Annotated in this window: 15 protein-coding genes; 9 read left to right on the forward strand and 6 right to left on the reverse strand. The window is 74.6% G+C overall.

Annotation, left to right across the window (positions count from 1 at the left end; translation table 11 throughout):
* Both AB0M46_RS47520 and AB0M46_RS47525 read left to right on the forward strand, forming a co-directional pair.
* A partial coding sequence (locus AB0M46_RS47520) for a molybdopterin-binding protein (protein WP_363347605.1) occupies positions 1 to 704 on the forward strand: 704 nt, incomplete at its 5' end.
* Complete coding sequence (locus tag AB0M46_RS47525; RefSeq protein ID WP_363347607.1) at positions 701 to 1114, forward strand: molybdenum cofactor biosynthesis protein MoaE; 414 nt, start codon at positions 701 to 703, stop codon at positions 1112 to 1114. The genes AB0M46_RS47520 and AB0M46_RS47525, both read left to right, overlap by 4 nt.
* On the opposite strand, the gene AB0M46_RS47530 is transcribed toward AB0M46_RS47525, so the two are convergent.
* On the reverse strand, positions 1077 to 1586 hold the full coding sequence (locus AB0M46_RS47530) for a DoxX family protein (protein ID WP_363347609.1): 510 nt from the start codon (positions 1584 to 1586) through the stop codon (positions 1077 to 1079). The two genes, AB0M46_RS47525 and AB0M46_RS47530, sit on opposite strands and share 38 nt — an antisense overlap.
* 54 nt (positions 1587 to 1640) lie before the next feature.
* Between AB0M46_RS47530 and AB0M46_RS47535 the strand changes: the two genes are divergently transcribed.
* The 5 genes from AB0M46_RS47535 to AB0M46_RS47555 all read left to right on the forward strand — a co-directional run bounded on the left by AB0M46_RS47535 (position 1641) and on the right by AB0M46_RS47555 (position 9352).
* The gene (locus AB0M46_RS47535; RefSeq protein ID WP_363347611.1) at positions 1641 to 2996 is read left to right on the forward strand and encodes an SWIM zinc finger family protein; all 1356 of its coding nucleotides are present in this window, start codon (positions 1641 to 1643) and stop codon (positions 2994 to 2996) included.
* Between the two features lie 166 nt (positions 2997 to 3162).
* On the forward strand, positions 3163 to 4707 hold the full coding sequence (locus AB0M46_RS47540) for a DUF5691 domain-containing protein (RefSeq protein ID WP_363347613.1): 1545 nt from the start codon (positions 3163 to 3165) through the stop codon (positions 4705 to 4707).
* On the forward strand, positions 4704 to 5831 hold the full coding sequence (locus AB0M46_RS47545) for an AAA family ATPase (RefSeq protein WP_363347615.1): 1128 nt from the start codon (positions 4704 to 4706) through the stop codon (positions 5829 to 5831). Before AB0M46_RS47540 ends, AB0M46_RS47545 begins: the two co-directional genes overlap by 4 nt.
* On the forward strand, positions 5821 to 8172 hold the full coding sequence (locus tag AB0M46_RS47550; RefSeq protein WP_363347617.1) for a DUF5682 family protein: 2352 nt from the start codon (positions 5821 to 5823) through the stop codon (positions 8170 to 8172). The genes AB0M46_RS47545 and AB0M46_RS47550 overlap by 11 nt, the downstream gene beginning before the upstream one ends.
* Entirely contained in the window at positions 8165 to 9352 is a 1188-nt protein-coding gene (locus AB0M46_RS47555) for a VWA domain-containing protein (protein WP_363347619.1), read from the forward strand. Before AB0M46_RS47550 ends, AB0M46_RS47555 begins: the two co-directional genes overlap by 8 nt.
* A gap of 229 nt (positions 9353 to 9581) precedes the next feature.
* Here the strand turns inward: AB0M46_RS47555 and AB0M46_RS47560 are convergent, their stop codons facing one another.
* The 5 genes from AB0M46_RS47560 to dnaK all read right to left on the reverse strand — a co-directional run bounded on the left by AB0M46_RS47560 (position 9582) and on the right by dnaK (position 15366).
* Positions 9582 to 10790 (reverse strand): ATP-binding protein, encoded by a 1209-nt coding sequence (locus AB0M46_RS47560; protein WP_363347621.1) that lies wholly within the window; start codon positions 10788 to 10790, stop codon positions 9582 to 9584.
* A 351-nt stretch (positions 10791 to 11141) separates the two neighbouring features.
* Positions 11142 to 11609 (reverse strand): helix-turn-helix transcriptional regulator, encoded by a 468-nt coding sequence (locus AB0M46_RS47565; RefSeq protein WP_363347623.1) that lies wholly within the window; start codon positions 11607 to 11609, stop codon positions 11142 to 11144.
* Positions 11599 to 12825: a molecular chaperone DnaJ gene (dnaJ, locus tag AB0M46_RS47570; RefSeq protein ID WP_363347625.1), complete on the reverse strand. Its 1227-nt coding sequence runs from the start codon at positions 12823 to 12825 to the stop codon at positions 11599 to 11601. The genes AB0M46_RS47565 and dnaJ overlap by 11 nt, the downstream gene beginning before the upstream one ends.
* Before the next feature lie 25 nt (positions 12826 to 12850).
* Positions 12851 to 13510, reverse strand: coding sequence for a nucleotide exchange factor GrpE (gene grpE, locus AB0M46_RS47575; protein WP_363347627.1), 660 nt, complete (start codon positions 13508 to 13510; stop codon positions 12851 to 12853).
* Positions 13507 to 15366, reverse strand: coding sequence for a molecular chaperone DnaK (gene dnaK / locus AB0M46_RS47580; RefSeq protein WP_363347629.1), 1860 nt, complete (start codon positions 15364 to 15366; stop codon positions 13507 to 13509). The genes grpE and dnaK overlap by 4 nt, the downstream gene beginning before the upstream one ends.
* A 377-nt stretch (positions 15367 to 15743) precedes the next feature.
* Here dnaK and AB0M46_RS47585 point away from each other — a divergent pair, with 377 nt between their 5' ends.
* Positions 15744 to 17402 (forward strand): ABC transporter, encoded by a 1659-nt coding sequence (locus AB0M46_RS47585; RefSeq protein ID WP_363347633.1) that lies wholly within the window; start codon positions 15744 to 15746, stop codon positions 17400 to 17402.
* On the forward strand, positions 17399 to 18379 hold the full coding sequence (locus tag AB0M46_RS47590; protein ID WP_363347631.1) for a GTPase: 981 nt from the start codon (positions 17399 to 17401) through the stop codon (positions 18377 to 18379). Before AB0M46_RS47585 ends, AB0M46_RS47590 begins: the two co-directional genes overlap by 4 nt.
* Positions 18380 to 18408 lie beyond the last annotated feature (29 nt).

An 18408-nucleotide genomic window follows, 5' to 3' on the forward strand; every position in this document is an offset into this window, starting at 1 on the left:
CGCTGCGGTGCCCCCCGGCCCCCCGGGCCGCCCCGCTGGTCTCCGGCCACGTGCGGCCCCCCGCCGCCCCGCCCGGCGCCGGCCGGGTCCGCGACGCCCTCGGCCCGTCCCTGCCCGGCTGGCTGCGCCGGGCCGGCGCGCAGGTCGTGCACGAGCGCGGCCCCGTCGCCGACACGCTCGAGGACCACGTCGCCGCCCTGCGCGGCGCGATCGACGCCGGCGCCCAGCTCATCTGCACGACCGGCGGCACCATGCACGGCCCGGTCGACCACCTGCACCCCGCGCTGGCCGAGCTCGGCGCGCAGTACGTCGTCAACACCGTTGCCGTGCGCCCCGGCTTCCCGATGCTCGTGGCGCGCCTGCCCGGCGGTCAGTTCGTGGCCGGGTTGCCCGGCAACCCGCAGTCCACGTTCGTCGCCCTGGTTTCCCTGGTACTGCCCCTGCTCGCCGGCCTCGCCGGGCGCCCGCTGCCGGCGCTGGGCACCGTGACCCTCGGCGCCGACGTGCCCGGCCGCGGCGACTACACGCACCTGGCGCTGGTCACGCTGGCCGATGGGCGGGCCCTGCCGGTCGCGCACGTCGGCTCGGCGATGCTGCGCGGCCTGGCCAAGTCGGCCGGCTTCGCGGTGATCCCGCCCGGCGCCGAGGGGCGGGAGGGCACGGTCGCCCAGATCGTGCCGCTGCTGGACGGGGAGCACTCGTGATCAGGACCGCGGTCACCACCGAACCGCTGGACGTCCGGGCGCACGAGCAGGCAGTCGAGGACCGCGCGGCCGGCGCGGTCGTCTCCTTCGCCGGGGTCGTACGCGACCACGACGGCGGGCGGGGCGTGGTGGAGCTCGAGTACGAGGGGCACCCGAGCGCGGCCGACGTGCTCGCCGAGGTGGCCGCCGAGATCGCCGCCGACCCGGCCGTGCACGGGCTCGCCGTGTCGCACCGCGTCGGCCGCCTGGAGATCGGCGACGTGGCGCTGGCCGCCGCGGTCTCCACCGCGCACCGCGCCGAGGCCTTCGCGCTCTGCGCCCGGCTGGTCGACGAGGTCAAGGCCCGGCTGCCGGTGTGGAAGCGTCAGGTGTTCACCGATGGCGAAGAGGAATGGGTGAACTGTCCCTGAGGTGCTTGCGGGCCCGCCGGAGCGTCTTGGCCGCGTGGCCGGCCCGCCAGCGCAGGTCGGGGCGGCCCTCGCGGTCGACCGCGGCCAGGAGCAGCCCGCCCACCAGGCCCATGTTCTTCATGAACTGGATCCGCTGCAGTGCGCGCTGCTGGGGGTCCTCGACCGACCAGAACGCGTGCCCGGCCAGCGTCGTCGGCACCAGCGATCCGGCCAGCAGCAGCGCTGCCGGCCGCGACGCGCGTCCGGTCGCGAGCAGCACGCCGCCGAGCACCTGCGCCGCGCCGTTCACCCGCACGAGCGTCTCGGCGTCGGTGGGCAGGCTCGGATGCACCGCGCGGATTGCCGGCTCCAGCCGGTCGGTGACCGGGCGGGCCCGGTCGGCCAGCTTCGCCGGCGCGCGGAACGAGGCCCAGCCCTGAACCACGAAGATCGTGGCGAGCAGCGAGCGGGCGACGGTGCGTACGGGTCTCATGGCGGGAACATACCCAGCCGCGAAATGTCGTACCCCCTCACTACGGTTAGCAGCATGGCCGAAACAACGACGGTCACCACGGTCTGGACCACCGACCAGGTGATGGCGCTGGCACCCGACTCGTCCGCGCAGCGGGCGGCGCGCGGGCTCACCGGCGACCGGGCCTGGCTGGAGACCGGGTTGAGCGCCGGCGAGGACATCGACCCGACCCTGTGGGGGCTGTGCCAGGGCAGCGACTCGATGCCGTACCAGACCGCGGTCGACCTCACCGGGCCGGCCTTCAAGTGCACCTGCCCCAGCCGGAAGTCGCCCTGCAAGCACGCGCTCGGCCTGCTGCTGCGGTGGTCGTCCGGTGCGGTGCCCGAGGCCGTCGCGCCCTCGTGGGCGAGCGCCTGGCAGGCCTCGAGGGCCGCGCGCGCCAATCGCGCCGCCGCCGTCGCGCCGCCGCCCGAGGAAAACCGAAACCCCGGCACGAGCACGGCGAGCCGGTCCGCACCCAGCGAGAAGGCCCAGGCCCGGCGGGCTGACCGGATCGCCGGCGGGCTCGAGGAGCTGGACCGCTGGCTGGCCGACCAGGCCCGCGCCGGGCTGGCCGGGGCCGGCCGAGACGCCGCCGCCTGGGACAACATGATCGCCCGGCTGGTCGACGCCCAGGCCGCCAGCGCCGCCGGCATCCTGCGCCGGACCACCGCCGTCATGGACTCCCCCGAGCGCCTGCTCGGCGAGCTGGCCCGGCTGCACCTGCTCGTCGGCGGCTACCGGCGCCTCGCCGACCTGCCCGAGGAGCTCGCCGCCAGCGTCCGCATGCGCGTCGGCGTCCCCATCGCCACCGAGGCCGTGCTCGCCGGCCCGCCCGTCCGCGACCGCTGGCAGGTCCACGGCGTGCGGGACGAGATCGAGGACCAGCTCACCGTTCGCCGGGCCTGGCTGCGCGGCGCCGGCTCCCATCGCCCGCTGATCATCCTGTCGTTCGCCGTCGCCGGCCAGGCGTTGCCGGTCGATCTGCTCCCCGGCACCGAGCTCGACGCCGACGTCTGCCTCTACCCCGGCGGCCAGCCGGCCCGTGCCCTCATCGCCCGCCGCCACGCCCCGCCCGAGCGCATGCACGCCGTCGCCGGCGGCGCGGGCATCGAGGCCAACCTGCGCGCCCACGCCGAGGCCCTCGCCGCCGACCCCTGGCTGGACTTCTGGCCGATGGCCCTCGACGCCGTCTGCCCGGTCCGGGACGGCAACGGCTGGGCGCTCGCCGACGCGTCCGGGGCCGCACTGCCCCTCGATCCGGCGGCGGGCGAGCCGTGGCGGCTGGTCGCGGTCACGGGCGGCCGGTTCGCCACCGTGACCGGGGAGTGGTCCGCGGCTGGCCTGCGACCTCTGGGCGTCTGGTCCGACGACCGGCTGGTGCGTCTCTGATGACCGCGGTTGGCGCACTGCCGTGCCCGGACCGCGTTTCGCCGTGCGGCCGGGCGGGACCGGCCGGCCTGGGCGGTGGCGCGGCGCTTCGGGCGGGGTGGACGGCCGGTCGGCTTGTCCGCCGGGCTCAATGGGCGATGGGGTTCGAGAGATCGGTGGGGTGCTGATGGCGGGCGAGCTTCCCGACTGGGGCGACGTGCTGGCCACGGCGCTCGTCGGCACGCAGCGGCGGACGCTGCCGGCCGGGGTGGGTGCGCCCGGCGAGGACCCGGCCGAGGCGCTGCTGGACGCGGCCGGGGCGCTGACGCTGTACCGGCGGGCGGGGTTGCGGGCCCGCGCCGGGCTGGACGTGCCCGAGCCGGCCCCCGACGACTCCGCGATCCCGCTGGTCAGCTGGGCGGCCGCGGCCCGGGCGGCGGACCTGCTGGCGGTCGACGCGGTCGGATACGGCACCAGCAACGCCGTCCCGGTCCGCGACGCCGACGGGCGGCTGGAGCTGCTCGCCGAGTGGCTCGGCGCGGTCGGCGGCCGGCGGGTGCCCGGCGAGCTGCTGCCGGCCCTGCTCGAGGTCGGCCGGCGGCACCGCGCGCTGCGGCCCTTCGTCGCGGCCGCCGGCGGGTCCCGGGCCGAGTGGCTGGCCCGGCAGCGGCCCGAGTGGGGGTACCTCGGCGCGGGCGTGGTCGAGGCGCCCGCCGACGACCGGCAGGGCTGGGAGCTGGGCTCGATCGGCCGGCGGGTCGGCATCCTCACCGCCGTGCGCCGCGGCGGGCCGCAGGGCCAGCAGCGGGGCCGCGACATGCTCGCCGAGGTGTGGGCGACGGAGACCCCCGACGACCGGGCGGCGCTGCTCGGCGCCCTGGCCACCGGCCTGTCCCCGGACGACGAGCCGCTGCTGGAGACCGCGCTGGACGACCGGCGCAAGGAGGTTCGCCTCGCCGCCCTCGACCTGCTCGCGCTGCTGCCCGGCAGCGCGTACGCCCGGCGCATGACCGAGCGCACCACCGCCTGCGTGCGCATCGCCGGCGGCCGCATCCAGGTGGTCCCGCCCGTCGCCTGCGACAAGGGCATGCGCCGCGACGGCCTCGCCCCCCGGCCGCCGGCCGGCGTCGGCGAGCGCGCCTGGTGGCTCGAGGAGCTGCTGACCCGCACGCCGCTGCGGGTGTGGGGCGACCCGGAGGAGTTCCTGTCCCGGCCGGTGACCGACGAGTGGGCCGCGGTCCTGCGCCGCGGCCTGGCCCGGGCCGCGGCCGGCCAGCGCGACCAGGAGTGGGCCGCCGCGCTCACCGGCCGCCTGACCGAGGAGGTCGCCGCCGGCGGGCGCCCCGACGACCGGCTGCTGCTCGAGGCCCTCTACGACGCGCTGCCCTCCGACGCCCTGGCCGGCATCGCCGTGCAGGTCCTGCGCCGCGGCCTGGCCGGTGCCGCCGCCGTCGGCGTGGAGCACGTGCTGGAGCTGTGCCCGCGCCCGTGGCCATCCGCCCTGGTCGAGGCGGTCTTCGGGGCGCTGGACGACCTGGGTGGGCGCCGCTCCGCGGGCTGGCGCCTGGCCGGGCTGTGCGAGCTGGCCGCCCTGCGGCTGCCGGCCGGCGCCGCCGCCCGCGCCACGGCGCTGGCCGCCGGCCTGCCCTCCGACGACCCGATGTCCAACATCGTCGGCCGTTTCGCCGACACCCTCCGATTCCGCCACGACATGCTCGAGGAGCTCGCGTGACCACAGTCGATGTCACAGTCGCCCACGTCGACGGGGCGCCCGTCGCCGAGACGGTGCAGCGGCGGCACGCCGAGGACGAGTTCGCCGCGGAGCTCGTGGCGCTCGCGGCCGGGGACGAGCGGCCGCGGCCGCCCGGGTGGCGGCTCTCGCCGGCGGCGGTCGTCACGTATCTGCTCGGCGGGGAGGCGGCGGACGGGACCGTGATCGTGCCGAAGTACGTCGGGCCGCGCCGCCTCATCGAGGTCGCGGTCGCCACGCTGGCCACCGACCGGGCGCTGCTGCTGCTGGGGGTGCCCGGCACGGCCAAGACCTGGGTGTCCGAGCACCTCGCGGCCGCCATCAGCGGCGACTCGACCCTGCTCGTGCAGGGCACCGCGGGCACGCCGGAGGAGGCGATCCGCTACGGCTGGAACTATGCCCGCCTCCTCGCCGAGGGGCCGACGCGCGCCGCGCTCGTGCCCAGCCCGGTGCTGCGGGCCATGGCCGACGGGCGGATCGCCCGGATCGAGGAGCTCACCCGGGTGCCCTCCGACGTGCAGGACACCCTGATCACGATCCTGTCGGAGAAGACCCTGCCGGTGCCGGAGCTCGGCGAGGAGGTCCAGGCGCGCAAGGGCTTCAACGTCATCGCCACCGCCAACGACCGCGACCGCGGGGTCAACGAGCTGTCCTCCGCGCTTCGCCGCCGGTTCAACACGGTGGTGCTGCCCGTGCCTTCGGGCGTCGAGGAGGAGGTCGACATCGTCGCCCGGCGGGTCGCCGCGCTGGGCAAGGCGCTGGAACTGCCCGAGCTGCCGCCCGCGGCCGAGGAGATCCGGCGCGTCGTCACCGTCTTCCGCGAGCTGCGCAACGGCGTCACCGAGGACGGGCGCACGAAGCTCAAGTCGCCCAGCGGGACCCTCTCCACCGCGGAGGCCATCTCGGTCGTCACCAACGGCATGGCGCTGGCCGCCCATTTCGGCGACGGCGTCCTGCGGGCCGGCGACGTGGCCGCGGGCATCCTCGGCGCCGTGGTCAAGGACCCGGTCTCCGATCAGGTCGTGTGGCAGGAGTACCTGGAGACCGTCATCCGCGAGCGCGAGGGCTGGCGGGACTTCTACCGAGCGGCCCGCCGTGGCGAGTGACCGGCCCCTGCTGCTCGGCATCCGGCATCACGGGCCGGGGTCGGCTCGTGCGGTACGCCGCGCGCTGGCCGCCTTCCAGCCCGACGTCGTGCTGATCGAGGGCCCGCCCGAGGCCGACCCGCTGGTGCCCTTCGCCGGCGACGAGGACATGCGGGCCCCGGTCGCGCTGCTGGCCTATCCGGCGGACAACCCCGACCCGAAGCTGCGGGCGTCGTTCTGGCCGCTGGCCGAGTTCTCGCCGGAGTGGCAGGCGATCCGGTGGGCGGTCGCGCGGGAGGTGCCGGTCCGCTTCATCGACATGCCGGCCGCCGTCCGGCTGGCCGCGCCGCCGCCCCCGCCCGGGGCCGCGGAGGGGGAGGACGGGTTCCGCATCGACCCGATCGGGGCGCTGGCCGAGGCGGCGGGGTACGACGACCCCGAGCGCTGGTGGGAGGACGTCGTCGAGCACCGGCTCAACCACCCGTCGCGCCCCGCCGAGGCCACCACAGCCGCCGCCGGATCCGACTTTTCCGGCATGGGGGGCGTGGGGCTGTTCGCGCCCGAGGTCGACATCGACGAGGAGGAGCTGCGGGCGGCATCCGGGCCGTTCGAGGCCATTGCCGAGGCGATGACCGTCGTGCGGGGCAGCGCGCCGCGGCCGCCCGAGGCGGAGCGGGTCGACGAGGACCGGCGCGAGGCCTACATGCGGATCGGCCTGCGGGCCGCGCTGAAGGAGTTCGAGCGGGTGGCGGTGGTCTGCGGGGCCTGGCACGTGCCGGCGCTGTCCGCCCCGCTGCCCAGCGCCTCGGCCGACGCGGCGGTGGTGCGCGGCCTGCCGAAGGTCAAGGTGGCGATGACCTGGGTGCCGTGGACGCACGCGCGGCTGGCGTCCTGGCAGGGGTACGGCGCGGGGGTCCGCTCGCCCGGCTGGTACCACCACCTGTTCACCTCCGTGGATGCGCACGTGATCGAGCGGTGGCTGGTGCGGGCGGCCGGGGTGCTGCGCAAGGACGGCGTGCCGGTGTCGAGCGCCCACGTGATCGAGGCGACCCGGCTGGCCGAGGCGCTGGCCACGATGCGGGGGCGGCCGCTGGCCGGGTTGGCCGAGGTCACCGACGCGGCCCACGCGGTGCTGTGCGACGGCGACGACCTGCGGCTGGCGCTGATCAACCGGCGGCTCGTGGTGGGCGACCGCCTCGGCCGGGTGCCCGACCGCACGCCCGGGGTGCCGATCGCCAGGGACGTGGCCGGCAGCCAGCGGCGGCTGCGGCTGCCGCCCCGGGTCGAGCGCCGGGAGCTGCGGCTGGACCTGCGCCAGCCGTTCGACCTGGAGCGCAGCCGGCTGCTGCACCGGCTCCGGCTGCTCGGCGTGGAGTGGGGCAAGGTGCTCGCGGCGTCGAAGGGCAAGGGCACGTTCCGCGAGGAGTGGGAGATCGCCTGGCAGCCGGAGTTCGCGGTGGATCTGGTCGAGGCCGGGGCGTACGGTACGACGGTCCTCGAGGCGGCCACCGCCCGCGTCGCCGAGCAGGCCGCGGCGGCGGCGACGCTGGCCGACGTGACCGCGCTGGTGGAGCGGTGCCTGCTCGCCGACCTGCCGGACGCGCTGCCCGGGGTGCTCGACGCGCTCGACGAGCGGATGGCGCTGGACGCCGACGTGGCGCACCTGATGGACGCGCTGCCGGCGCTGGCGCGCACGCTGCGGTACGGCGACGTGCGCGGCACCGACCTGTCCGCGCTGCGCGACGTGACCTTCGGGATGATCACCCGGATCTGCGTGGGCCTGCCGGCGGCGGTCGGCGGCCTCGACGACTCGGCGGCTGCGGTGATGCGCGACCGGATCGACGGCGTGCAGGCGGCGCTCGCGCTGGTCGAGGACGCCGAGGCCCAGGACCGCTGGCAGGCCGTGCTGGCCGGGCTGTCCACCCGCGACGACCTGCACGGCCTGCTCACCGGCCGGATGAACCGCCTGCTGCTGGACGCCGGCGCGGTCGGGGCCGAGGAGATCGGCGCCCGGATGGCGCTGGTGCTCACCGTCGGCGTGCCGGTGGCCCGCAGCGCCGCCTGGATCGAGGGCTTCCTGGCCGGCGACGGCCTGTTGCTGGTCCACGACGAGCGGCTCCTGGCCCTGGTCGACGCCTGGCTGACGGGCATACCGGCCGAGGCCTTCCTGGAGGTGCTGCCGTTGCTGCGCCGCACCTTCAGCGGGTATCCGGCCCCGCAGCGCCGGATGATCGGGGAGCGCGCGGCGCACATCGGCACCGGCCACCCGGGCACCGGCCCGGACGAGGACGTGGACCCGGCCCGGGGCGCGCTGCTACTCCCGGTCGTCGCCCGCCTGCTGGGGAGGGAACTGCATGTCTGAGCAGCTGGACGACGGCGACGAGCGGCTGCGGCGGTGGCGGCTGGCGCTGGGCGGCGCGCCGGGGGCCGAGGGCACCGGGTACGGGCTGAGTGGGACCGACGCGGCGGTGGACGCCGCGCTCGGGGCGCTGTACGACGGGGGCGGCGAGGGCGGGGGCGGGCCGCGCGGGGCGGGGCTCGGGGCGTCGGCGCCGCGGGTGGCTCGGTGGCTGGGGGACATCCGGCAGTACTTCCCGTCGACGGTCGTGCAGGTGATGCAGGCCGACGCGATCGAGCGGCTCAACCTGACCCGGCTGCTGCTCGAGCCCGAGATGCTGGACGCGGTCGAGCCCGACGTGCACCTGGTCGGGACGCTGCTGTCGCTCAACCGGGTCATGCCGGACAAGAGCAAGCGGGCCGCGCGCAAGGTGGTGGCCAAGGTGGTGGCCGAGCTCGAGCGGCGCATCGCGCAGCCGACCCGGACCGCGCTGAGCGGGGCGCTCAACCGGGCGGCGCGGATCAACCGGCCGCGGCACCACGACATCGACTGGCACCGGACGATCCGGGCCAACCTCAAGCACTACCAGGCGCAGCAGCGCACGGTCGTGCCGGAGCGGCTGGTGGGGTACGGGCGGCGGGCCCAGGCCGTGCAGCGCGACATCGTGCTGTGCGTGGACCAGTCGGGGTCGATGGCGGCGTCGGTCGTGTACTCCGGGGTGTTCGCGGCGGTGCTGGCCTCGATGCGGTCGCTGAGGACGTCGCTGGTCGTGTTCGACACGGCGGTGGTGGACCTGACCGATCGGCTGGCCGACCCGGTGGACGTGCTGTTCGGGACCCAGCTGGGCGGCGGCACGGACATCAACCGGGCGATCGCCTACGGCCAGCAGCTCATCACCCGGCCCCGGGACACGATCTTCGTGCTGATCAGCGACCTCTACGAGGGCGGGGTGCGGGAGGAGATGCTGCGCCGGGTGGCGGCGATGACGGCGGCCGGGGTGCAGGTGATCACGCTGCTGGCGCTCTCGGACGAGGGCGCGCCGGACTACGACCGGGAGAACGCGGCGTCGCTGGCGGCCCTCGGGGTGCCCGCCTTCGCCTGCACGCCCGACGTGTTCCCGGAGCTGATGGCGGCCGCGATCGAGCGCCGCGACCTGCGCACCGTCATGGAGCGCGCCGCGGGCGAGGGCAGGCAGCGCGCCTGAGTCCGCCGGCTGCAACGCACCTCGCAGGCGCGCCCGCCGGCGGCGGGGGCAGGCAGCGCACCTGAGGCGCGGCCGCGGCGCACCTCGCGGGCGCACCCGCCGGCGGTGAGGGCATGCGGCGCACCTCGCGGGCGCGTCCGCTGGCGGTGGGGCAGGCAGCGCACCTGAAGGCCGCAGGCCGCGGCGCGCCTCGCGGGCGCGCCCGCCGGCCTCGATGCGGGCGCGGGCCCTACTCGGCGGGCTGGGTGCGCAGGTAGCGGGCGAAGTGGGGGACGGTGAAGGCGACCGTGCCCCGCTCGCCCGAGTAGATGAGCCCCTTCTTGATGAGCGCGTCGCGGGCCGGGGACAGGCTGGCCGGGCGGCGGCCCAGGGCGCGGGCGATCTCCGAGGTCGCGACCGCCTCCGACACGTCCACGGCGGGGAGCATGGCGGCCATCGTGCGCATGTACTCGCGCTCGGCCGGGGTGGCCCGCTCGTAGCGCGAGCCGAAGAAGCCCACCGCCAGCTCCGCCTCGGCCTCCGGGGAGGCGACCCGGACGTCGGCGGCGGTGATCGGGGAGCGCGGGGCGTGGTCCCAGGTGGCCTTGCCGTAGGCCTGCACGAAGTACGGGTAGCCGCCGGACGCCTCGTAGAGGGCGTCGAGGGCCTTGGGCTCGTACTCGACCTCCTCGCGCTCGGCCGGCGCGGTGAGCGCCAGGTCGGCCGCGATCCGGTCGAGGCGGTCGATGCGCTGATAGCGGAAGAGCCGCTCGGAGTAGGACTTCGAGGCCGACAGCAGCGCGGGCACGTGCGGCAGGCCGGCGCCGACCACGATCAGCGGGGCGCCGGTCTGCGACAGCTCGTGGCAGGCGGCGCAGAGGGCGGAGATGTCGTCGGCCGCGAGGTCCTGCAGCTCGTCGATGAAGAGCGCCACGCCCGTGCCCACGTCCGTGGCCACGCTGGCGGCGTCGGTGAAGAGCTCGACCAGGTCGATCTCGATGTCGCCGGAGTCGGCCCGGCCGGTCGCGGCGGGCACGTCGATGCCGGGCTGCCACCGGTCGCGCAGCTTTGACGGGGGCTTGCGCGGGTCCTCGCGCAGCGCGAAGGCCTTCAGCACGCCCAGGAACTCGTCGATGCGGTCGGGGGCGCGGTGGTGCGGGGCCAGCTCGCGGATGGCCATGTGCAGGGCGGCCGAGACCGGGCGGCGCAGCGATTGGTCGGGCCGGGCCTCGATCTTGCCGGTGCCCCACAGGCGCGAGATGGCCTCGGAGCGCAGGGTGTTGAGCAGCACGGTCTTGCCCACGCCGCGCAGGCCGGTGAGCATCAGCGAGCGCTCGGGCCGGCCCCGGGCGATCCGCTCCAGCACCACGTCGAAGGCGTGCAGCTCGCGGTCCCGTCCGGCGAGCTCGGGCGGGCGCTGACCGGCGCCGGGCGCGTAGGGATTGCGAACCGGGTCCACGAATCGCACAGTATCGGGCTTTCTAGCGCGCAGGCTAGAACCGCGTAGAGGAACCTCTACGGCGTGTCGTCGTGGAACGTCTACGGCTTTCTAGGGTGCACGCAAGAAAGCCCTATAAGGCGCCATCGAAAACTACCGAACAGGCGTTCGATGGCGGGCTCGAACTAATGTACTACACCCCATGGAGGGGCCGTGGCAAGGGGGCCCAAAAACATCTGAGGAGCGCCCCGTCGCCGGAGCGCCCCTCAGATGTGACCACACCCTGCGCGGGCATCCCGGTCAGCCTCCGGAACGCACCGCACCATTCCCGTCAATCGGATTGCCCATCGCCGCGCGGGGCCAAACGTCGGCCTACGCGTTCTTCGACGGGCGCCACACGACCAGGGCCGTCTGGTGCTGGCTCAGCGGTACCACATCGCGGCGCGGGAAGCCCTGGGACTCGATGTGGGCCAGCCGCGTGCGCGTGCGGACCAGCTCGTCCTCGAGATCCGCGACCCGCTGGCGAAGATCGCTGACCATGCCCTCGAGCTCGATGATCCGCTTGATGCCGGCGAGGTTGACGCCCTCCTCCTGGCTCAGCCGCTGCACCTCCCGCAGCAGCGCCACGTCGCGCTCGCTGTAGCGGCGCCCGCCGCCGGAGGTCCGGCCGGGCTGCACCAGGCCCATGCGGTCGTACTGCCGCAGGGTCTGCGGGTGCATCCCGGCCTGCCGGGCCGCGATGGAGATGATCAGCACCTTGGCGTCGGAGACCGCCTCGAAGCTGAGGAAGATCTCGCGCTCGTTCGCGCCGTCGTCATTCCTGCCGTGGTCAATGTTCATAGCTGCTGCGCTCCCGTGCGATCGCGTCGAGCCGCTCGCGAGGAGCGGGCGGCGCCGCGGCCGCATAGTCGGACAGGGCCTTGCGGGCCGCCTCGGACAGCTCGGCCGGCACGTGAACGTCGATGGTGACCAGAAGGTCGCCGACGTTGCCGTCGCGCCGGGCGACGCCCTTGCCGCGCACCCGCAGCGTCCGCCCGCTCGGCGTGCCCGGGGGCACCCGCAGCGTCACGGCCGCGTCGAGGGTCGGCACGCGCAGGTCGGCGCCGAGGGCCGCCTCCGCGAACGTCACCGGCACCGTCAGCGTCAGGTCGTCGCCGCTCCGGCCGAAGACCAGGTCGGGCCGGACCTTGATGAGCACGAACAGATCGCCGGGTGACCCGCCCCGGGTGCCCGGCTCGCCCCGGCCGGCCAGCCGGATGCGCTGGCCGTCGGAGACGCCGGCGGGGATCCGCACGTTGATCGTGCGGGTCTTGGTGACCCCGCCGGTGCCGTGGCACTCCGGGCACTTCTCGTCGACGAGCGTGCCCACGCCCTGGCACTCCCGGCAGGGCTCGGTGAAGCTGAACGAGCCCTGGTTGCTGCTCACCACGCCCAGGCCGCGGCACTTGGGGCAGGTCCGCGGGGACGTGCCCGGGGCGGCCCCGTTGCCGTGGCAGGTCTCGCAGGTGCCCGGCGTGCGCAGGGTGATCGGCAGCGTCGCACCCTGCACCGCGTCGGCGAAGTTGAGCACGACCTCGGTCTCGACGTCGCGCCCGCGGCTGCGGCGCCCGGCCGTCGCCGGGCCGCCGCTCCCGCCGCCCGAGAAGATCGAGCTGAAGAGGTCCGAGAAGCCGGCCCCGCCGAAGCGGCGATCGCCGCCGGCGGACGGGCCGGGCCCGCCCGCCCCGGCGTTGTTGCCGAACAGGTCGGTGAAGTCGAACCCGGGCCCGCCCGCGCCCGCCGGGCCGCCGGCCCGGGCGTTGCGGCGGAACTGGCCCGCGCCGAACAGCGACCGCATCTCGTCGTACTCTTTGCGCCGCGCCGGGTCGGAGAGCACGTCATACGCCTCCGACACCGCCTTGAACTGCTCCTCGGCCGCCGCGTTGTTGGGGTTGCGGTCGGGGTGCAGCTCGCGCGCGAGCTTCCGGTACGCCTTCTTGATCTCGTCGGTGGGAGCGGATTTGGTGACGCCCAGAACCGCGTAGAAATCCTTTTCCAACCAGTCCTTCGAACTCATTGCGCCACCTCCTCCAGGCGTTCGTCTACTCCGGGTCGGCTACTGCGACCAGCGCCGGTCGCAGTAGCCGTTCGCCGAGGAGGTAGCCGCGCCGCATCACGTCGATGCAGGTCGGCTCGGTCACCTCGGCCGAGGTCAGGTGGGCCACCGCCTCGTGGCGGGTCGGGTCGAACGGGTCGCCCTTGGCCCCGAAAACGGTCAGTCCGAACTTCGTCAGCGCCGTGGTGAGCTGATCCGCCACCGCCCCGAACGGCCCGACCAGGTCGCCGTGGTCACGGGCCCGGTCGAGGTCGTCGAGGATGGGCAGCAGCGCGCCCAGCACGTTGGCGCTGGCCTGCTCGACCACCAACGCCCGGTCGCGGTCGACCCGCTTGCGGTAGTTGGCGTACTCCGCGGAGACCCGCTGCACGTCCCGCGTGCGCTCGTCGAGCTCGGTGCGCAGGGCCGCCAGCTCCGCGCCCAGCCCGTGCTGGTGCGCGTCGTCGGTCGTGCCCTGCGCCGCCGCCTGGTTCGGGGCGTCGGCGGGAGGGGCGTGCACCGTGAACTCCTCGTCCACGATCTCGCCCTCCACCGGCTTCTTCTCTTCTTCCGGCTCCGAAGGGACCTCGGTCGTCACGGTCTCCTCGACCGCGTCCGCCTCGGCTGCAGTCGCCTCCGGCGCGGCCGGCTCTTGAGCATCCGTCACTTCTTGTTGTCCTCGTCGATGATCTCGGCGTCGACGACGTCGTCCGGGCCGTTGCCGGCCTTGGCGCCGGTGCTGCCCGCGCCGCCGGTGGCGCCGCTCGCGTCGCCGGCCGCCTGCTGCCGCTGCTGCTCGTAGAGCGCGCTGCCGGCCTGCTGGGAGACCTGGGCGAGCTTCTCGTGCGCCGCCTTGATCCGCTCGCTGTCGTTGCCGCCGAGCGCGCTGCGCAGGTCACCCAGCGCCTCGTTCATCTGCTCCTTGGCGTCGGCCGGGATCTTGTCACCGCTCTCGGCCAGGAACTTCTCGGTCTGCCACTGCAGGGCCTCGGCCAGGTTGCGGGTCTCGGCCTCCTCGCGGCGGCGCTTGTCCTCGTCGGCGTGGTCCTGCGCGTCGCGCATCATCCGCTCGATGTCGTCCTTCGGCAGCGCCGAGCCGCCGGTGATCGTCATCGACTGCTCCTTGCCCGTGCCCAGGTCCTTCGCGGACACGTGCACGATGCCGTTGGCGTCGATGTCGAAGGTGACCTCGATCTGCGGCACGCCACGCGGGGCCGGCGCGATGCCGGTCAGCTCGAAGGTGCCGAGGCGCTTGTTGTACGCCGCCATCTCCCGCTCGCCCTGGAAGACCTGGATGAGCACGGAGGGCTGGTTGTCGTCCGCGGTGGTGTAGACCTCGGAGCGCTTGGTCGGGATGGTCGTGTTGCGCTCGACCAGCTTGTGCATGATGCCGCCCTTGGTCTCGATGCCCAGCGACAGCGGGGTGACATCGAGCAGCAGGACGTCCTTGACCTCGCCCTTGAGCACGCCGGCCTGCAGGGCGGCGCCGACGGCGACGACCTCGTCCGGGTTGACGCCCTTGTTGGGATCCTTGCCGGTGAGCTGCTTGACCAGGTCGGTCACGGCCGGCATGCGGGTCGAGCCGCCGACCAGGATGACGTGGTCGAGCCTGGACACGTTGATGCCGGCGTCCTTGATCGCCTGCTCGAACGGCACCTTGGTGCGGTCCAGCAGGTCCTGCGTCATCCGCTGGAACTCCGAGCGCGACAGCTGGGTGTCCAGGTGCAGCGGGCCGTCGGGGCCGGCGGTGATGTACGGCAGGTTGATCGAGGTCGTGGTGGCCGCGGACAGCTCGATCTTGGCCTTCTCGGCCGCCTCGCGCAGCCGCTGCATTGCCATCTTGTCGGCCGACAGGTCGATGCCGTGCTGGCCGCGGAAGGTCTTGACCAGGTGGTCGATGACGCGCTCGTCCCAGTCGTCGCCACCGAGGTGGTTGTCGCCGGAGGTCGACTTGACCTCCACGACGCCCTCGGCGAGCTCCAGGACGGACACGTCGAAGGTGCCGCCGCCGAGGTCGAAGACCAGGACGGTCTGCTCCTTGGAGCCCTTGTCCAGGCCGTACGCGAGCGCGGCGGCGGTGGGCTCGTTGACGATGCGCAGGACGTTGAACCCGGCGATCTCGCCGGCCTCCTTGGTGGCGGTGCGCTGCGCGTCGTTGAAGTATGCCGGCACGGTGATGACCGCGTCGGTGATCTGCTCGCCGAGGTAGGCCTCGGCGTCGCGCTTGAGCTTCATGAGCACCCGCGCGGAGATCTCCTGCGGGGTGTACTTCTTGCCGTCGATGTCGATGGCCCAGTTGGTGCCCATCTCGCGCTTGACGGAGCGGATGGTTCGGTCCGGGTTGGTGACGGCCTGCCGCTTGGCGACCTCACCGACGAGGACCTCGCCGTTGCGGGCGAAGGCGACGATCGAGGGCGTCGTGCGCGCACCTTCGGCGTTGGCGATGACGCTGGGCTCGCCGCCCTCCAGGACACTGACCACCGAGTTGGTGGTTCCGAGGTCGATGCCGACCGCACGTGCCATAGCTGCTTGACCTCCATGCGGCAGTCGGCGGCGGGCCGCCGGCTGCGAAGTTGAGTGACTGTCACTCAATAGTGCCACGAGACTCACGATCGTCAAGTGGAACCTTGAGCCCGGCTGACGCAACCTTACGGGCGCCCGGGTGATTCCCGGGTAGGTTCGCGCTCGGTTGCATCGATGGTCACGCGCATGGCGTAGCGCTGGAGGGCCGCATCGGGCACGCTTTACGCGTGACCACTCAGGGCGAGTCGGCAGCCGTCCGGTCGACGGTCGTAACCCCTTCGGCGGATGGACCGTCCACCGTTCGTCCAGCATGCCCGAGCCCCGCGGATGGCCAGAAGGAGCCGCTCGCGGAGGTCCTCGTCCGCCTCCGCGACGACGTGAAGGCGACCCGGTTCACGCTTCCGCTGCCCAGCGCCGAGCGGGCGGCCACCGTCGCCTCCGGCATGGTCGCCCAGCTCGACGACTACCTGCTGCCGCGGCTGGAACGGCTGGACGCCCCGCTGCTCGTGGTCGTCGGCGGCTCCACCGGCGCCGGCAAGTCCACCCTGGTCAACAGCCTGATCCGCACGCCGGTCAGCCCGGCCGGGGTGCTGCGCCCGACGACCCGCGCCCCCGTCCTGGTCTGCCACCCGGCCGACATGTCGTGGTTCTCCCGGGCCAACCTGCTGCCCACGCTGACCCGCACGTCCGGCCCGAGCGGCGACCCGCGCTCGCTGCAGGTCGTCTCCGCCCCGGCGCTGAGCCCGGGCCTGGCCCTGCTCGACGCGCCCGACATCGACTCCGTGGTCGACGCCAACCGGCAGCTGGCCGGGCAGCTGCTGGCCGCGGCCGACCTCTGGTTGTTCGTCACCACCGCCGCCCGGTACGCCGACGCCGTGCCCTGGGGCATGCTGCGCACCGCCCGCAACCGCGGGACCGCCGTCGCGCTCGTGCTCGACCGGGTGCCCGGCGACGGCGCGGTCGACGAGATCGGCCCGCACCTGACCCAGATGCTGCGCGAGCACGACCTCGGCGGGGTGCCCCTGTTCGTCCTGCCGGAGACCCGCCTGGACAGCCAGGGCCTGCTCGCCGAGGCGCAGATCGGCCAGCTGCAGGACTGGCTGGGCCGGCTGGCCCGCGACGCCGAGGCCCGGGCCGCCGTGGTGCGCCAGACCGTCGGCGGCGCCATCGACGCGCTCACCGTCGACGTGGTCATTCTCGCCGCGGCGGCCGAGGACCAGGTCGCGGCGGCCAACGCGCTCGGCGAGGCGGTGCACACCTCCTACCGGGTGGCCACCGAAACGGTCGACCACGGCATCCACGACGGCGCACTGCTGCGCGGCGAAGTGCTGGCCCGCTGGCAGGAGCTGGTCGGCACCGGCGACATCATGCGCGCCCTGCAGGCCCGGGTCGGCAAGCTGCGCGACCGGGCGGTGGCCGCCCTCACCGGTCGGCCCGCCCCGGGTGAGCAGTTCAAGGAGGCGCTCGGCTCCGGGCTCGGGGTGCTGCTAGAAGGGGCGGCCACCGACGCCGCCGAGCGGGCCGGCAGCGCCTGGCGGTCCCACCCCGCCGGGGCCGCCCTGCTGGAGACCGCGCCCGAGCTGGTCCGCCCGTCGGCCGACCTTGGCGCCCGCATCGACCGGCTCATCCGCGACTGGCAGCGCTCGGTGCTCGACCTGGTCCGCCGGGAGGCCGGCGACAAGCGGGTGATCGCCAAGGCCAGCGCCTACGCGGTCAACGCGACCGGCCTGCTGGTCATGATCAGCGTCTTCGCGACCACCGCCTTCATCCCGACCGGGGCCGAGGTGGTGGTGGCCGGCGGCACCACGATCGCGGCGCAGAAGGTCCTCGAGGCGATCTTCGGCGACCAGGCGGTGCGCTCGCTGGCCGACCGGGCCCGCCGGGACCTCGAGGAGCGCGTCGCGGATCTCTTCGACGAGGAGGCCGGCCGCTTCCGCAGCGCGCTGGAAGGAGCCGGCGTCGACGAGGAACTGTCGCCCCGCCTGCGGGCGCTGAGTGTCACCATTCACCACGCGCGGTCCGAGGTTGATCAATGAGCCTGGTCGAAAAGATCAAGCAGCAGGTGGTACCGCGTCAGGCCACGAGGGTCGACGTGGACGACCTCGTCACGCGGGTAGAAGGGCTCCAGCGGTTCGTGCGGGCCGCCGAGGGGCACGTGCCCGAGGACCGGCTGGTCGCCGCGCGCACGGTGATCGACCGGTCCGGCGAGCGGCTCGCCCTGTCCCGCGCGCACACGGTGGTGGCCCTGGCCGGGGCCACCGGCAGCGGCAAGTCCAGCCTGTTCAACGCCATCTCCGGCTTCCAGCTGTCCCGGGTCGGGGTGCGCCGCCCCACCACCGGCGTCGCGCACGCCTGCGTCTGGGGCCAGGCCGGGGCCACCCCGCTGCTGGACTGGCTCGGCGTGCCGCCCAACCGGCGCTTCACCCGGGAGAGCGCGCTGGACGGCAACGACGAGGCCGCCCTGCGCGGCCTGGTCCTGCTCGACCTGCCCGACTTCGACTCGGTCGAGGAGCAGCACCGGGTCGAGGTCGACCGGCTCCTGCGCCTGGTGGACCTCGTGGTGTGGGTGCTCGACCCGCAGAAGTACGCCGACCGCGTGGTGCACCAGCGCTACCTCGCCCAGTTCCAGCGCCACCGTGACGTGACCGTGGTCGTGCTCAACCAGGCCGACCGGCTGGTCCGGACCGACGCCGAGCGGGTCGTGACCGACCTGCGCCGGCTGCTCGACGCCGACGGCCTGACCGGCGTGCCCGCGTTCGCCACCTCGGCCAAGGGCCAGCCCGGCCAGGGCCAGCTGCGCGCCGCGCTGGAGCGCGCGGTGGCCGCCCGGCAGGCCGCGCTGCTGCGGCTGGGCGGCGACGTCACCGACGCGGTGGCCGACCTGCATCCACTGGTGTCCTCGCCCGCCAGGGTTCCCGCCGAGGTACCGCAGGCCACGGTCGACCGCCTCGCCGGGGCCCTCGGCTGGAGGACGTGTTGCCCAACGCCGTGTCGTATCCGAAGCCGGGGGTGACGGGGTCGGCGGTGTACAGCCGGGTTGCG

The organism is Dactylosporangium sp. NPDC051485 (genome assembly GCF_040682015.1).
Classification (GTDB): domain Bacteria; phylum Actinomycetota; class Actinomycetes; order Mycobacteriales; family Micromonosporaceae; genus Dactylosporangium.

Excerpts from the sequence above, each read along its gene's own strand:
- AB0M46_RS47540 (WP_363347613.1), top strand. The coding sequence starts at position 3,163 with ATGGCGGGCGAGCTTCCCGACTGGGGCGACGTGCTGGCCACGGCGCTC.
- AB0M46_RS47590 (WP_363347631.1), top strand. The coding sequence starts at position 17,399 with ATGAGCCTGGTCGAAAAGATCAAGCAGCAGGTGGTACCGCGTCAGGCC.
- AB0M46_RS47555 (WP_363347619.1), top strand. The coding sequence starts at position 8,165 with ATGTCTGAGCAGCTGGACGACGGCGACGAGCGGCTGCGGCGGTGGCGG.
- AB0M46_RS47530 (WP_363347609.1), bottom strand. The coding sequence starts at position 1,586 with ATGAGACCCGTACGCACCGTCGCCCGCTCGCTGCTCGCCACGATCTTC.
- AB0M46_RS47565 (WP_363347623.1), bottom strand. The coding sequence starts at position 11,609 with ATGAACATTGACCACGGCAGGAATGACGACGGCGCGAACGAGCGCGAG.
- dnaJ (WP_363347625.1), bottom strand. The coding sequence starts at position 12,825 with ATGAGTTCGAAGGACTGGTTGGAAAAGGATTTCTACGCGGTTCTGGGC.
- AB0M46_RS47535 (WP_363347611.1), top strand. The coding sequence starts at position 1,641 with ATGGCCGAAACAACGACGGTCACCACGGTCTGGACCACCGACCAGGTG.
- dnaK (WP_363347629.1), bottom strand. The coding sequence starts at position 15,366 with ATGGCACGTGCGGTCGGCATCGACCTCGGAACCACCAACTCGGTGGTC.